Source organism: Cupriavidus sp. H18C1 (assembly GCF_049311595.1).
Lineage (GTDB): Bacteria > Pseudomonadota > Gammaproteobacteria > Burkholderiales > Burkholderiaceae > Cupriavidus > Cupriavidus cauae.
Genome location: NZ_CP186008.1, coordinates 3,115,516 through 3,128,826 on the forward strand (window position 1 = coordinate 3,115,516; position 13,311 = coordinate 3,128,826).

Consider the following 13,311-nt stretch of genomic DNA (forward strand, 5'->3'; position numbering starts at 1 on the left):
CGCGCGCCCGGCATGAACTTTCGCGCCTGGTCTGCCGTCGGCAGCGCGCAGGGCGCGCCGAATCTAAGCCTTTCCTGGGAGCTTGGCATGTGCGGTATCGTCGGTGTGGTGTCTGCCACGCCCGTCAATCAGTTGATTTATGACAGCCTGCTGCTGTTGCAGCATCGCGGTCAGGATGCCGCTGGCATCGCGACCGCCAACGGCAGCACCTTCCACATGCACAAGGCCAACGGCCTGGTGCGCGACGTGTTCCGCACGCGCAATATGCGCGGCCTGCCGGGCGCGGCTGGCATCGGTCAGGTGCGCTACCCGACCGCGGGCTCGGCCTCCAGCGAGGAAGAGGCCCAGCCGTTCTACGTCAATGCGCCGTACGGCATCATCCTGGCGCATAACGGCAACCTGACGAACTGGCAGCAGCTTCGCGAGGAGATGTTCCGGCGCGATCGCCGCCACATCAATACGCATTCGGATACCGAGGTGCTGCTGAACGTGCTGGCCGACGAGCTGCAGCGCGCCAGCAACGGCACCTCGCTCGATCCCGAGATCATCTTCGCCGCGGTGGCGGGCATGCATCGCCGCGTGCGCGGCTCGTACGCGATCGCCGCGCAGATCGCCGGCTACGGCATGCTGGCCGTGCGCGATCCGTTCGGCATCCGCCCGCTGTGCCTGGGCAGCATCGACACGCCGACCGGCAAGGAATGGATGGTCGCGTCGGAGTCGGTGGCGCTCGAAGGCATCGGCTACAAGCTCGAGCGCGACGTGGCGCCGGGCGAGGCGATCTTCATCGATCTGGACGGCAAGCTGTACACGAAGCAGTGCGCCGACAATCCGCTGCTCAACTCCTGCATCTTCGAATACGTCTATCTGGCGCGGCCGGATTCGTGCATCGACGGCGTGCCGGTCTACGACGCGCGCCTGCGCATGGGCGACTACCTGGCCGAGAAGATCCGCAGCGAAGTCAGCTCGGGCGATATCGACGTGGTGATGCCGATCCCCGATTCGAGCCGCCCTGCGGCGATGCAGGTCGCCAACAAGCTGGGCCTGAACTATCGCGAAGGCTTCTTCAAGAACCGCTATGTCGGCCGCACCTTCATCATGCCGGGCCAGGCGGTGCGCAAGAAGTCGGTGCGCCAGAAGCTCAACGCGATGGGCGTGGAGTTCAAGGGCAAGAACGTGCTGATCGTCGACGACTCGATCGTGCGCGGCACCACCTCGTTCGAGATCGTGCAGATGGCGCGCGATGCCGGCGCCAACAAGGTGATCTTCGCGTCCGCGGCGCCGCCGGTGAAGTTCCCCAACGTCTACGGCATCGACATGCCGACCCGCAGCGAGCTGGTCGCGCATGGCCGCAGCCATGACGAGATCTGCCGCATGATCGGCGCGGACCAGCTGGTCTACCAGGACGTCGAGGCGATGAAGCAGGCGGTGCGCGACATCAATCCGGCGCTGAAGGACTTCGAGGCCTCGTGCTTCGACGGCAAGTACATCACCGGCGATATCGACGAGGCCTATCTGGACCGCCTCGAGACCGCGCGCAGCGAAGCCGACCGCGAAGGCGGCGGCGATACCGAGCGTTCGCAGCTGCATCTGCAGCGCTCGGGCGGCAACGAGTAAGGCCCGCCGGTTTCTCCCCATCCCAACCCTCTCCCGCGCGCGGGGGAGGGGAGCCATTCCATCGCTACTCACGATTGCCCCGACCATGAACGACCCGCTCGACCTCGACTCCCTCGGCATTGATACGCTCGGCGTGCGCGCCGGCACGCTGCGCAGCGAGTTCATGGAGCATTCGGAGGCGATGTACCTGACGTCGAGCTTCTGCTTCGGCAGCGCGGCCGAGGCCGCCGAGCGCTTCGCCAACTCGGAAGAGGGCTACACCTACTCGCGCTTCACCAATCCGACCGTCAGCATGTTCCAGCAGCGGCTGGCCGCGCTGGAAGGCGCCGAGGCCTGCATGGCGACCGCCTCGGGCATGAGCGCGATCCTGTCGGTGGTGCTGTCGTCGATGCAGGCCGGCGACCACCTGGTCAGCTCGCGCGCGATCTTCGGCTCGACGATGACGCTGTTCTCGAACATCTTCGCCAAGTTCGGCGTCGAGACCACCTTCGTCGACGGCACCGACCTGGCCGGCTGGCGCGCCGCGGTCAAGCCGAACACCAAACTGTTCTTCCTCGAGACGCCGTCGAACCCGCTGACAGAGGTGGCGGACATCGCCGCGGTGGCCGATATCGCGCACGACGCCGGCGCGCTGCTGGTGGTCGACAACTGCTTCTGCTCGCCGGCGCTGCAGCAGCCGCTGCGCTTCGGCGCCGACCTCGTGGTGCATTCGGCGACCAAGCATATCGACGGCCAGGGCCGCGTGCTCGGCGGCGCGGTGCTCGGCAAGCACGACTTCATCATGGGCAAGGTGTTTCCCTTCGTGCGGACCGCCGGCCCGACGCTGTCGGCGTTCAACGCCTGGGTGATGCTCAAGGGCATGGAGACGCTGGCGATCCGCATGGAGCGCCATTCGGCCAGCGCGCTGGCGCTGGCCCAGTTCCTCGAATCGCATCCGGCGGTGGCGCGGGTCTATCACCCCGCGCTGAAGTCGCATCCGCAGCACGACATCGCGATGCGCCAGCAGAGCGGCGGCGGGGCCATCGTGTCGTTCGAACTGAAGGGCGCGACGCCGGAACAGCAGCGCGCCAACGCCTGGCGCGTGATCGACAGCACGCGCCTATGCTCGATCACCGGCAACCTGGGCGATACGCGCACCACGGTGACGCATCCGTACACCACCACGCACGCACGCGTCAGCCCCGAGGCCAAGGCCGCGGCCGGCATCGGCGAGGGCCTGATCCGCATGGCGGTGGGGCTGGAGTCGGTCGAGGATCTGAAGGCGGATCTGCTGCGGGGGCTGGGCGACTGAGGTTGAGCCGCTTGATCCGCTCGACTTGCTCGCCTCGCTCGTCGAGGTAGAAAAAGCCGGCCCCAGGGCCGGCTTTTTCCATGGCGTGTCCCCCAGCACGCGGGGCGCCGTACCTACCGTAGCATCCGCCTGCGCAGCAGCATCAGCGCCACCACCAGCGCCACCGCTGCATACGCCGCCAGCACGGCCAGATGCAGCCATACCTGGTCCACCGGGCGATCCAGCATCAGCGGCCGGATCAGCGCCACCGCGTGCGCCAGCGGCAGCGCCTGCGTGGCGGCCTGCACGCCGGGCGGCAGCTGTTCGAGCGGGAAGAACACGCCCGACAGCAGCAGCATCGGCGTCATCACCAGCGTCTGGTAGAACATGAAGAAGTCGTAGCTGGGCGCGAGCGCGGTGACGATCATCGCCAGGCTGGCGAAGGCGATGCCCGCCAAGGCAATCACCGGCAGCGCCAGCAGCGCGTTGGGCATCTGCGCATAGCCCAGCGCGCTGGCCACCAGCATGATCGCCACGCCGGACAGCACCGCCTTGCTGGCGGCCCACAGCACCTCGCCGAGCACCACGTCGCCCAGCGTCAGCGGCGCATGCATGATGGCCTCCCAGGTGCGCTGCACATGCATGCGCGAGAAGGCCGAATACATCGACTCGAAGCTGGCCGACATCATCACGCTGGAGGCGGTGGTGCCGGCCGCGAGGAAGGCGATGTACGAGACGCCGTCGACGCGGCCCACCAGCAGGCCCAGCCCCAGCCCCAGGCCGAACAGGTAGATCATCGGATCGGCCAGGTTGCCGATCATCGACGGGATCGCCAGCTTGCGCCAGACGCGGTAGTTGCGATACCAGACCATGGTCCAGTTGCGCAGGTTCAGCGGCCACAGCGGCTGCGGATAGCGCTGCGCGGCCACGGTCGCGCCGCCGGAGGACGCCGCCGCGGTGGCCAGCTTGCCCTCGTTGCCCGGGGCCGGGTCTCGTTCGCTCATGGTTTCCTCGATGGTTCGGTGCGTGGCGGTGGGCTGCGGATGGGTTGCGGGGTCGTTGAGGGCTCGGTGCGGGTGAGCGTCAAGCTGGCTGCGGGCAGGCCGGTCAGGCCTTCAATCCCGCATCTCGCGGCCGGTCAGCTTCAGGAACACATCCTCCAGATTGGCCGGGCGATGCAGGTAGCGGATGCCGCCATTGCCGTGCAGCGCCGCCAGCAGCGGCTCGGGCTCGCGCACGTAGCAGAACAGCGTCTCGCCGCTCTTCTCGGTGCGCTCGGCCAGCGGCGCCAACCGCTCGCGCAGCGCGTCCAGTTCCTCGCCATAGACCTCGACCACGTCGCAGCCGATCTGCCGGTCGATCAGCTCGTGCGGCTTGCCTTCGGCGATCTTGCGGCCACCGTCGATCACGCACAGATAGTTGCACAGCCGCTCGGCCTCCTCCATGAAATGCGTGGTCAGCAGAATGGTCTTGCCGGCGGCCAGCAGCGACTTGAGCCGGTCCCAGATCAGATGGCGCGCCTGCGGGTCCAGCCCGGTGGTCGGCTCGTCCATCACCAGCAGGTCGGGGTCGTTGATCAGCGCCCGCGCTACCGTCAGGCGCCGGCGCATGCCGCCGGACAGGTCCCGCACATGCGCGTCGGCGCGGTTTTCCAGGCGGGCGAACTCGAGCAGCATCGGCACGCGCCGTTCGATCTCGGCGGTGGACAGGCCGAAATAGCGGCCGAAGATGCGCAGATTCTCGACCACGGTGAAGTCCGGGTCGAGATTGTCGAACTGCGGCACCACGCCGACGCGCATGCGGGCCTGCGGCGCGCGGGCGGGAACCGGTTCGCCGCACAGCGTCAGCTCGCCCGAGGCCGGCGTGGTCAGCCCCAGCAGCAGACGCAGCGTGGTGGTCTTGCCGGCGCCATTGGGGCCCAGCAGGCCGAAGCACTGGCCGCGCTGCACCTGCAGGCTCAGATCGTCGACGACGACGGTGTTGCCGTATTGCTTGCGCACGTGGCGCAATTCGAGAATGGCAGTCAACGCAGCGTTCCGGTGAAGCGCGCCTGGCGCAATCCCGCCATTATGCCGATCCGCTTGCGATCGGTCCTTGGCGCGCCGCAGCAGGGCGTCGGTCGATCCGGCCGGGGGCCAGGCCCACCAGGCCCGCTATGCCGGTTATGCCGGTATGCCGGCCAGGCCCGTCAGGCCGCGCGTCGTGTCCGCAGGCGGCGCATCAGCACACGCACCAGCCCGTGCAGCAGCCACCCCAGCGCGAGGCCCAGCGCGTCGGCCAATATGTCGATGGCATCGGCGGAGCGATAGGGCGTCATCGACTGCAGCCACTCGATCAGTCCACCATAGACCAGCAAGCCGATCGGCACGGCCCATGGCCGCGCCGGATAGGCGCGCCATCCGAGCACGCCGAGCGTGGCGAAGGCCAGCAGGTGGTTGCTCTTGTCCCAGCCGGTGGTCGGCATCGGCGTCGCGGGCGGCATCAGCGCCAGCGTCAGCACGGCGCACAGGCATAGCCAGAAGGCGAGACGCCACTGCGACGGGCCGATTGTCAGGCTGGGTGACGGACGAGAAGGCCGACGCGAAGACGGACGGGAAGACGGGCCGGAAGGCATGCGGAAACGGTTCCTGGGGCGAGACAACAGGAACGTACTGTAGCAGCCGGGGCAGGGGGGCCGATATCGGCTGTGGGGATGGGGGGGCGCAGCAGGTGTCGTCGGCCAGATGGCTGGACGAGAGGGCGCTCCCCGGGGGAGTGCGCGTTCTCCCCGGGCGGTGGGAGAACGGGACAGCAACGGGGGTCACGCGGCGGGCGATGGGCCGCGCCCGCGGGACTCCCGGCAGTCGAAGACGATCAGTACATCTTCTTCGGCAGCATCTGCATGCGCAGACGCTTGCGCAGGCGCGACTCGGCGGCCTTCTTCTTGCGCTTGCGCTCGGTGGTCGGCTTCTCGTAGGCCGTGCGGCTCTTCAGTTCGACGATCAGGCCATTTTGCAGAATGGCCCGGCGGAATCGCCGCATGGCGACGTCAACCGGTTCGCCCGGCTTCAAAACGATCTTGGTCAAAGCTTGTCCTTCGGGGTGCCGCTGCTGCGGCGGGGTGGAACGGTGAGCCTCGGCAGCCTCGAGCCTGTGCTCGCTGCCGATACCCGCGGAGCTGGGTGTTGGCAAAACCCCGCAAGCATGGCGGGGCAGTGGACCGGAAGGGTGGGCGTGCGAGTCGCGACAGGGTCGGTCACGCAGGATGCCAGCGCACCAGTGAAAAGGCCCGCCATCTCGGATGGCGGGCCTTTTATTCTTTGGCTCCCCGACCTGGGCTCGAACCAGGGACCTGCGGATTAACAGTCCGTCGCTCTACCGACTGAGCTATCGGGGAACAGCTGAGAAAAGGATTATAGCCAGTTTCTCGTTACTTCGTCAACAACGTTTCGACATTTTGTTGTCGTTGCGTCATCCGCCAAACGCCGTGCCGAAGTGTCCGGCTTGCCTGCGCATTCGGTGGGTCGGAAGCCCTGGGGCCGATCCGGTGCCGCGAATGTGCGTTGGCGAGGGGCGCATTATAGACGGCGCGCAAACAGAATGCCAAGAAGATTTTGCGTGAGGCAATGAAAAACCGCCCGAAGGCGGTTTTTCCAAGACCCTGCGATGCGATGCCTGGCGTTGGCCGCGCGTCGCTGCGTCGAGCGTCGCTCAGTCGAACACCGGCGATTCGACGCCGAGGATCTTGTGCAGCTTCGGCGAGGTCGTCGTGTACTGCATGTGGATCTTCTTCTCGGGGAAGATGTACGGCGCGGCGCCGAAGGCGGCCAGCGCGGCCTCGTGGAAGCCCGACAGGATCAGCTTTTTCTTGCCCGGATAGGTGTTGATGTCGCCGACCGCGAAGATGCCCGGAATGTTGGTCTCGAACTTCTCGGTATCGACCTTGATCTGCTTGCGTTCCAGGTCCAGGCCCCATTCGGCGATCGGGCCGAGCTTGGGCGACAGGCCGAAGAACACCAGCAGGTCGTCCAGCGGCATGCGGCGCGTCACGCCGTCGCCGCCGGTGACCTTGATCTCGGTCAGCACGCCGTCCTTTTCCTCGTAGCCGCTGATCTGGCCCACCATGAACTGCATCTCCATCTGCTCGCACAGTTCCTTCATCTTGGCGACCGAGGCCGGCGCGGCGCGGAAGCCGTCGCGGCGGTGGATCAGCACGACCGACTCGGCCTTGCCGACCAGGTCCAGCGTCCAGTCCAGCGCCGAGTCGCCGCCGCCGACGATCACCAGGTTGCGGCCGTGGAAGCGGCTCGGATCCTTGACGCGGTAGAACAGCTGCTTGCCGTCGAACTTGTCCAGGCCCTCGACCTTCAGCGTGCGCGGCTGGAACGAACCGACGCCGGCGGCGATGAAGATGGTCTTGGTCAGGAAACGGGTGCCGAGCGAGGTCTCGACGAAGAAGCGGCCGTCCTCCTGGCGCTCGACCACCGAGACTTCCTGGCCGAGATGGAAGGTCGGCTCGAACGGCTCGATCTGCTTGAGCAGGTTGTCGGTCAGCTCCTGGCCGGTGCAGATCGGCACCGCCGGGATGTCATAGATCGGCTTGTCCGGATACAGCTCGACGCATTGGCCGCCGACGACCTTCAGCGAGTCGATCACGTGCGCCTTGATCTCGAGCAGGCCGAGTTCGAAGACCTGGAACAGGCCGACCGGACCGGCGCCGACGATCAGCGCGTCGATTTCGAGGGGCTGGCCACCGCCAGCGTTGCCGCCGACCTGATTGGTGGTGTCCGCGACGGGGTTGGGGATGCTCAAGTCCATATGCGTCCTGATACGTTTGGGGGCACGGGGTGCCCGGCATTGCGGGAAAGCGCGTGGGGACGGCCTTCTCTTTGTCGCTATCGGGTGGGGGGTGGCTGGCGCGTCGGCTCAGCGTTCCAGGTATTGCAGCTTGCCGGTGGCGTCCTTCCATTCCTCGGCCTCGGGCAGCGGGGCCTTGGTCTTGGTGATCGAAGGCCAGTTGCGGGCCAGTTCGGCGTTCAGTTCGATGAACTGCTGCTGGTCGCCCGGCACGTCTTCCTCGGCATAGATCGCGTTGACCGGGCACTCAGCGACGCACACCGCGCAGTCGATGCACTCGTCCGGATCGATCGCGAGGAAGTTGGGGCCCTCGCGGAAACAATCAACCGGACACACGTCAACGCAGTCGGTATAGCGGCAACGGATGCAGGATTCGGTGACAACGTGAGTCATTTCGGTTCCAGGAAAACGGATCGGCTTCGATGGGAGACTGTTTTTGGCCGCTTGTGCCGGTACATGTGCCCGTGCTTGTGCCCATGTTTGTTCCCGTACAGCGCACGCACGCGCGGGACGAGCGTCGACCGCGGCCTTTCAAAGATCGGTATTGTAGCCGACCCGTTCGTGCCGCACAGCGGCCCTATATAGCCGAATCAGATAGTTTTCTTATTTCTTTATGCGGCTCTGTTCGGCATTGGCGCGCGGTGGTTTCGTCGTGGGTCCGTCGTGCGGGTTCGTCGTGGGAACGCCCACGATCGCGCATTGGCCCCATGCGCGACGAGGTCGCCCGATGGGTTAGCATGTGGGCCTGATTCGGCACACTTGTGCGGGTTACGCCATGATCATCCAATCTCTGCTCGACACCGACCTCTACAAATTCACGATGATGCAGGTCGTGCTGCATCATTTTCCGGCGGCCCAGGTCGAGTACCGCTTCAAATGCCGCAATGCCGGCGTGGATTTGACGCCGTACGCGGACGAGATCCGCGCGCAGATCGAACTGCTGTGCCAGTTGCGCTTCACCGAGGACGAACTGGAATATCTGCGCGGCTTCCGCTTCATCAAGAGCGATTTCGTCGATTTCCTCGGCCTGTTCCAGCTCAACGCCAAATACGTGTCGGTGAACCCGTCGCCGACGCATCCGGGCGAGATCGACATCACGATCCGCGGCCCGTGGCTGCATACCATCCTGTTCGAAGTCCCGCTGCTGGCGATCGTCAACGAGGTGTACTTCCGCCATACCCAGCCGCAGCCCGACTGGGAGGAGGGCCGGCGCCGGCTGGTCGACAAGCTGGCGCTGCTGCGCATGCCCGGCCGCGACGACTGCGTGATCGCCGACTACGGCACGCGCCGGCGCTTCTCGCGCGACTGGCAGGAGGAGGTGCTGTCGTCGATGCAGCAGCTGCTCGGGCCGCAGCTGGCCGGCACCAGCAACGTGCATTTCGCCCGCAAGCACAACCTGACGCCGCTCGGCACCATGGCCCACGAATACCTGCAGGCCTGCCAGTCGCTCGGGCCGCGGCTGCGCGATTCGCAGGTGTTCGCGCTGGAGACCTGGGCGCGCGAATATCGCGGCGACCTGGGCATCGCGCTGTCCGACACCTACGGCTTCGATGCCTTCCTGAACGACTTCGATCTGTACTTCTGCAAGCTGTTCGATGGCGTGCGGCACGACTCGGGCGATCCGGTGGCCTGGGGGGAGCGGATGCTGGAGCACTACAGCAGGAACCGCGTCGATCCGCGCAGCAAGACGCTGATCTTCAGCGACAACCTCAATATCCCGCGCGTGATCGAGCTGTACGAACGCTTCGGCGGCCGTTGCCGGCTGGCGTTCGGCGTCGGCACCAATCTGACCAACGACCTGGGCTACACGCCGCTGCAGATCGTCATCAAGATGGTCCGCTGCAACGGGCAACCGGTCGCCAAGCTGTCGGACACGCCGGAGAAGACCATGTGCGACGACCCGGCCTACCTCGGCTATCTGCGCCAGGTGTTCGGCGTCGAGCCGGCCTGATCCGGCGCAGCGTTCCGCAACCGCTTTCCGCAACCGCCATCCGGCCGCAGCTTCCGGCCGCTGTGTCCGGCTGCTGTTTCCGGCTGCTGCTTCCGGCGGCCGCCTCCCGCTGCGTTCCGGCGAAAGCCACGGGCAGGGGGACTTATAATGCCCGCTGCCCCGGCCTCCCGACACCGATCGTCCGCACCATGAATACCGATTCCGCTCGCGACCGCATCTTCGCCCGTATCCGTGCCGCCCAGGGTCGGCCGGCGCAACCGACCCGAGGCGAGCGCGAGGCGGTGGCCGACTATCTGGCGCGCCACCCGCAGGGGCCGCGCCCCGGCGTGGCCGGCGATCTGGTCGAAGCGTTCAGCGTGCAGGCGCGCAAGATGGCCTCGACGGTCGAGCGCGTCGCCACGCTGGCCGACGTGCCGGCGGCGGTGGCGCACTATCTGAGCGGCCTGGCGCTGGCCCCGCGCGCGATCGCCTGGCCCGCGCTCGCCGCGCTCGACTGGCAGGCGCAGGGCATCGCGGTCGAAGCGCGGCCGCCGCTGCGCGATCCCGAAGCCGACCGCGAGCACGGCGACCTGGTTGGCATCACCGGCTGCTTCTGCGCGATCGCCGAGACCGGTTCGCTGATGCTGCTGTCGGGCCCGGAAACCTTCGCCTCCGGCGCGCTGTTGCCCGAAACCCATATCGCCGTGGTGCCGGCGGGTCGCATCGTCGCCGATCTCGAGGAAGCCTTCGCGCTGGTGCGCGCCGAACGCGGCGAGCTGCCGCGCGCGACCAATATCATCAGCGGCCCGTCCCGTACCGGCGATATCGAGCAGACCATCGTGCTCGGCGCGCACGGGCCGTATCGCGTGCACGTGGTGCTGGTCGAACAGGCCTGAGGGCGCGTTGATGTGCAGGTGCGTGCCGGAACGGTTTTCGAGCGTGCCGCAGCGTGGTTGAGCGTGGTCGAGCGTGGTTGAGCCGGCCTGAATATCGCTGCGGCACGGCACGCGACGCCCATCCTGCTCTCCCGCGCCGCATCCCGTCGCGCCGGCCCCGATACGACGACGGGCATCCCGCATTCGAACCCACTTCCAACAAACAGCAATAACAGGAGACCGAACACGATGCAGTCCGCCCTCGCGCCGCGTATTCCCAACGCGCCCCGGCTGGCGCTGCCGGCCATGCTGGCGATGTTCCCCGCGCTGGCCGGCGCCGCCGAACTGGACGGCGCAGCGCTGGGGCCGCTGTGGGCCTTGCCCTTCGCCGGCATCCTGCTGTCGATCGCGCTGTTTCCGCTGCTGGCGCCGCGCTTCTGGCATCACCACTTCGGCAAGGTCGCGGCCGCCTGGGGCCTGCTGTTCCTGGTGCCGTTCGCGCTCGCATTCGGCATGCATGCCGCCACGGCCAACGTCGTGCATGCGCTGGTGGCCGAGTACATTCCGTTCATCGTGCTGATCGGCGCGCTGTATATCGTCGCGGGCGGCATCTGCGTGCAGGGCAACCTGCATGGCACGCCGAAGCTGAACACCGGCATCCTCGCGCTCGGCACCTGCCTGGCCAGCGTGATGGGCACCACCGGCGCGGCGATGCTGCTGATCCGCCCGCTGCTGCGCGCCAACGACAACCGCCGCCATGTCGCGCACGTGGTGGTCTTCTTCATCTTCCTGGTCGCCAATGCCGGCGGTTCGCTGACGCCGCTGGGCGATCCGCCGCTGTTCCTCGGCTTCCTGAAGGGCGTCGAGTTCTTCTGGACCACGCGCCATATCTTTCCGCAGACGCTGTTCCTGTGCATCGCGTTGCTGGTGATCTTCTATTTCGTCGATCGCCACTACTTCCTCAACCGCGAGGAGGAGCTGCCGCCGCGGCTGGATCCGACGCCGGATTCGCGCGGCATCCGCATCGACGGCAAGGCCAATTTCGCGCTGCTGCTGGCGATCATGGCGCTGGTGCTGATGAGCGGCCTGTGGCAATCGGAGATCGCGTTCGACGTGATGGGCACCGTCGTGCCGTTGCAGGCGCTGGTGCGCGACGTGGCGCTGGTGGTGGTGGCGCTGGTGTCGCTGGCGATCACGCCGCACAGTGCGCGCGCCGGCAACGAGTTCAACTGGGATCCGATCCTGGAAGTGGGCAAGCTATTCGCCGGCATCTTCCTGACCATCATCCCGGTGATCGCGATGCTGAAGGCGGGCACCGACGGTGCCTTCGCCGGCGTGATCCGCGCGGTCAGCGACAGCAACGGCCAGCCGATCGACAGCATGTACTTCTGGGCCACCGGCCTGCTGTCGTCCTTCCTCGACAATGCGCCGACCTACCTGGTGTTCTTCAATACCGCCGGCGGCGACGCGGCCACGCTGATGACGCGCGACGCCACCACGTTGGCCGCGATATCGGCCGGCGCGGTATTCATGGGCGCCAACACCTATATCGGCAACGCGCCGAACCTGATGGTCAAGGCGATCGCCGAGGACCGCGGCGTGCGCATGCCGAGCTTCTTCGGTTATATGCTGTGGTCCTGCGGCATCCTGGTGCCGCTGTTCGGGGTGATGACCCTGCTGTTCTTCCGCGTCTGAGGTTCACGATGGCTTCGCAATCCCAATCTTCGTCGCCGCGCCCCGCCGTGCTGGTCACGCGGGCGATCTTCCCCGATGTGATCGAACGCCTCGCGCAGTATTTCGAGGTGGACCACAACCAGCCAGACGTGCCGCTCGACGCGGCCGCGCTGAAGGCGCGCCTGGCCGGCAAGGCCGGCGTGCTGGCCAACGCCGCCGACCGCATCGACGCCGGGCTGATCGGCGCGCTGCCCGAACTGCGCGCGGTCTGCAACATGGCGGTGGGCTACAACAACCTGGACCTGCCGGCGCTGACGGCGGCCGGCATCGTCGCCACCAACACGCCGGACGTGCTGACCGAGACCACCGCCGATTTCGGCTGGGCGCTGCTGATGGCCACCGCGCGGCGCGTCACCGAGTCGGAGCACTTCCTGCGCGCCGGCAAATGGGAGCGCTGGTCCTACGACATGTTCCTCGGCATGGACCTGCACGGCAGCAAGCTGGGCATCCTCGGCATGGGCCGCATCGGCCAGGCGCTGGCAAGGCGCGCCGCCGGTTTCGGCATGACGGTGCTGTACCACAACCGCAGCCAGCTGCCGGCCGAGATCGAGCAGGGTCTCGGCGCGCGCTATGTCGGCAAGGCCGAACTGCTGCGCGAGTCCGACCATCTGATCCTGGTGCTGCCGTACAGCGAGCAGAGCCACCATGCGATCGGCGCGGCCGAACTGGCGCAGATGAAGCCGACCGCGACGCTGATCAACCTGGCGCGCGGCGGCATCGTCGACGACGCGGCGCTGGCCGAGGCGCTGCGCGAGCGGCGCCTCTTCGCCGCGGGGCTGGACGTGTTCGAGGGCGAGCCCAAGGTCCATCCCGCGCTGCTGCAGGTGCCCAACGTCGTGCTGACCCCGCATATCGCCAGCGCTTCCGAAAAGACGCGGCGCGCGATGGCCAATCTGGCCGCCGACAATCTGATCGCCGCGCTCGGCGCCGGGCCAGATGCCGGCCGGCCGCCCTGTGTGCTGAACCCCGAAGTGCTGGCGCGACGCTAGCGCGCCGCTGTGGTGGCCACCGCGCGGTGGCCACGGCTGGCCTGGCCGCGGCGGCGCCGGCTT

General features: G+C 67.1%; 12 protein-coding genes and 1 tRNA gene. 6 read left to right on the forward strand and 7 right to left on the reverse strand.

What is annotated here, in order from left to right:
• The first annotated feature begins 87 nt into the window (after positions 1-87).
• Both purF and OJJOAM_RS14395 read left to right on the forward strand, forming a co-directional pair.
• Positions 88-1,614, forward strand: a complete 1,527-nt coding sequence (gene purF, locus OJJOAM_RS14390) for an amidophosphoribosyltransferase (protein ID WP_422648346.1) — start codon at positions 88-90, stop codon at positions 1,612-1,614.
• Positions 1,615-1,699: 85 nt separating this feature from the next.
• Entirely contained in the window at positions 1,700-2,905 is a 1,206-nt protein-coding gene (locus tag OJJOAM_RS14395; protein WP_149317009.1) for an O-succinylhomoserine sulfhydrylase, read from the forward strand.
• A gap of 113 nt (positions 2,906-3,018) precedes the next feature.
• Here the strand turns inward: OJJOAM_RS14395 and OJJOAM_RS14400 are convergent, their stop codons facing one another.
• The 7 genes from OJJOAM_RS14400 to fdxA all read right to left on the reverse strand — a co-directional run bounded on the left by OJJOAM_RS14400 (position 3,019) and on the right by fdxA (position 8,113).
• Positions 3,019-3,888: an ABC transporter permease gene (locus OJJOAM_RS14400; RefSeq protein ID WP_422648347.1), complete on the reverse strand. Its 870-nt coding sequence runs from the start codon at positions 3,886-3,888 to the stop codon at positions 3,019-3,021.
• 111 nt (positions 3,889-3,999) lie between these two features.
• The gene (gene nodI, locus OJJOAM_RS14405; protein WP_422648348.1) at positions 4,000-4,911 is read right to left on the reverse strand and encodes a nodulation factor ABC transporter ATP-binding protein NodI; all 912 of its coding nucleotides are present in this window, start codon (positions 4,909-4,911) and stop codon (positions 4,000-4,002) included.
• A 161-nt stretch (positions 4,912-5,072) separates the two neighbouring features.
• Positions 5,073-5,384 (reverse strand): VanZ family protein, encoded by a 312-nt coding sequence (locus OJJOAM_RS14410; RefSeq protein WP_422648349.1) that lies wholly within the window; start codon positions 5,382-5,384, stop codon positions 5,073-5,075.
• A 353-nt stretch (positions 5,385-5,737) separates the two neighbouring features.
• Positions 5,738-5,950 carry a 30S ribosomal protein S21 gene (rpsU, locus tag OJJOAM_RS14415; RefSeq protein WP_006578041.1) on the reverse strand — a complete coding sequence of 71 codons (213 nt, stop codon included), beginning with the start codon at positions 5,948-5,950 and terminating at the stop codon, positions 5,738-5,740.
• A 234-nt stretch (positions 5,951-6,184) separates the two neighbouring features.
• A tRNA-Asn gene (locus OJJOAM_RS14420) sits at positions 6,185-6,260 on the reverse strand.
• A gap of 314 nt (positions 6,261-6,574) precedes the next feature.
• Positions 6,575-7,681, reverse strand: coding sequence for an NAD(P)/FAD-dependent oxidoreductase (locus tag OJJOAM_RS14425; protein ID WP_149317012.1), 1,107 nt, complete (start codon positions 7,679-7,681; stop codon positions 6,575-6,577).
• A 108-nt stretch (positions 7,682-7,789) separates the two neighbouring features.
• On the reverse strand, positions 7,790-8,113 hold the full coding sequence (fdxA, locus tag OJJOAM_RS14430) for a ferredoxin FdxA (protein WP_422648350.1): 324 nt from the start codon (positions 8,111-8,113) through the stop codon (positions 7,790-7,792).
• 382 nt (positions 8,114-8,495) lie between these two features.
• Between fdxA and pncB the strand changes: the two genes are divergently transcribed.
• The 4 genes from pncB to OJJOAM_RS14450 all read left to right on the forward strand — a co-directional run bounded on the left by pncB (position 8,496) and on the right by OJJOAM_RS14450 (position 13,248).
• Entirely contained in the window at positions 8,496-9,671 is a 1,176-nt protein-coding gene (gene pncB / locus OJJOAM_RS14435) for a nicotinate phosphoribosyltransferase (protein ID WP_149317013.1), read from the forward strand.
• Positions 9,672-9,859: 188 nt separating this feature from the next.
• Positions 9,860-10,546: a LutC/YkgG family protein gene (locus OJJOAM_RS14440; RefSeq protein ID WP_422648351.1), complete on the forward strand. Its 687-nt coding sequence runs from the start codon at positions 9,860-9,862 to the stop codon at positions 10,544-10,546.
• Between the two features lie 228 nt (positions 10,547-10,774).
• Positions 10,775-12,220 carry a sodium:proton antiporter gene (locus OJJOAM_RS14445; RefSeq protein WP_422648352.1) on the forward strand — a complete coding sequence of 482 codons (1,446 nt, stop codon included), beginning with the start codon at positions 10,775-10,777 and terminating at the stop codon, positions 12,218-12,220.
• A gap of 8 nt (positions 12,221-12,228) precedes the next feature.
• Entirely contained in the window at positions 12,229-13,248 is a 1,020-nt protein-coding gene (locus tag OJJOAM_RS14450; protein WP_422648353.1) for a 2-hydroxyacid dehydrogenase, read from the forward strand.
• The last annotated feature ends 63 nt before the right edge of the window (positions 13,249-13,311 follow it).

Excerpts from the sequence above, each read along its gene's own strand:
- OJJOAM_RS14450 (WP_422648353.1), top strand. The coding sequence starts at position 12,229 with ATGGCTTCGCAATCCCAATCTTCGTCGCCGCGCCCCGCCGTGCTGGTC.
- pncB (WP_149317013.1), top strand. The coding sequence starts at position 8,496 with ATGATCATCCAATCTCTGCTCGACACCGACCTCTACAAATTCACGATG.
- fdxA (WP_422648350.1), bottom strand. The coding sequence starts at position 8,113 with ATGACTCACGTTGTCACCGAATCCTGCATCCGTTGCCGCTATACCGAC.
- OJJOAM_RS14440 (WP_422648351.1), top strand. The coding sequence starts at position 9,860 with ATGAATACCGATTCCGCTCGCGACCGCATCTTCGCCCGTATCCGTGCC.
- purF (WP_422648346.1), top strand. The coding sequence starts at position 88 with ATGTGCGGTATCGTCGGTGTGGTGTCTGCCACGCCCGTCAATCAGTTG.
- OJJOAM_RS14400 (WP_422648347.1), bottom strand. The coding sequence starts at position 3,888 with ATGAGCGAACGAGACCCGGCCCCGGGCAACGAGGGCAAGCTGGCCACC.
- OJJOAM_RS14445 (WP_422648352.1), top strand. The coding sequence starts at position 10,775 with ATGCAGTCCGCCCTCGCGCCGCGTATTCCCAACGCGCCCCGGCTGGCG.
- OJJOAM_RS14425 (WP_149317012.1), bottom strand. The coding sequence starts at position 7,681 with ATGGACTTGAGCATCCCCAACCCCGTCGCGGACACCACCAATCAGGTC.
- OJJOAM_RS14395 (WP_149317009.1), top strand. The coding sequence starts at position 1,700 with ATGAACGACCCGCTCGACCTCGACTCCCTCGGCATTGATACGCTCGGC.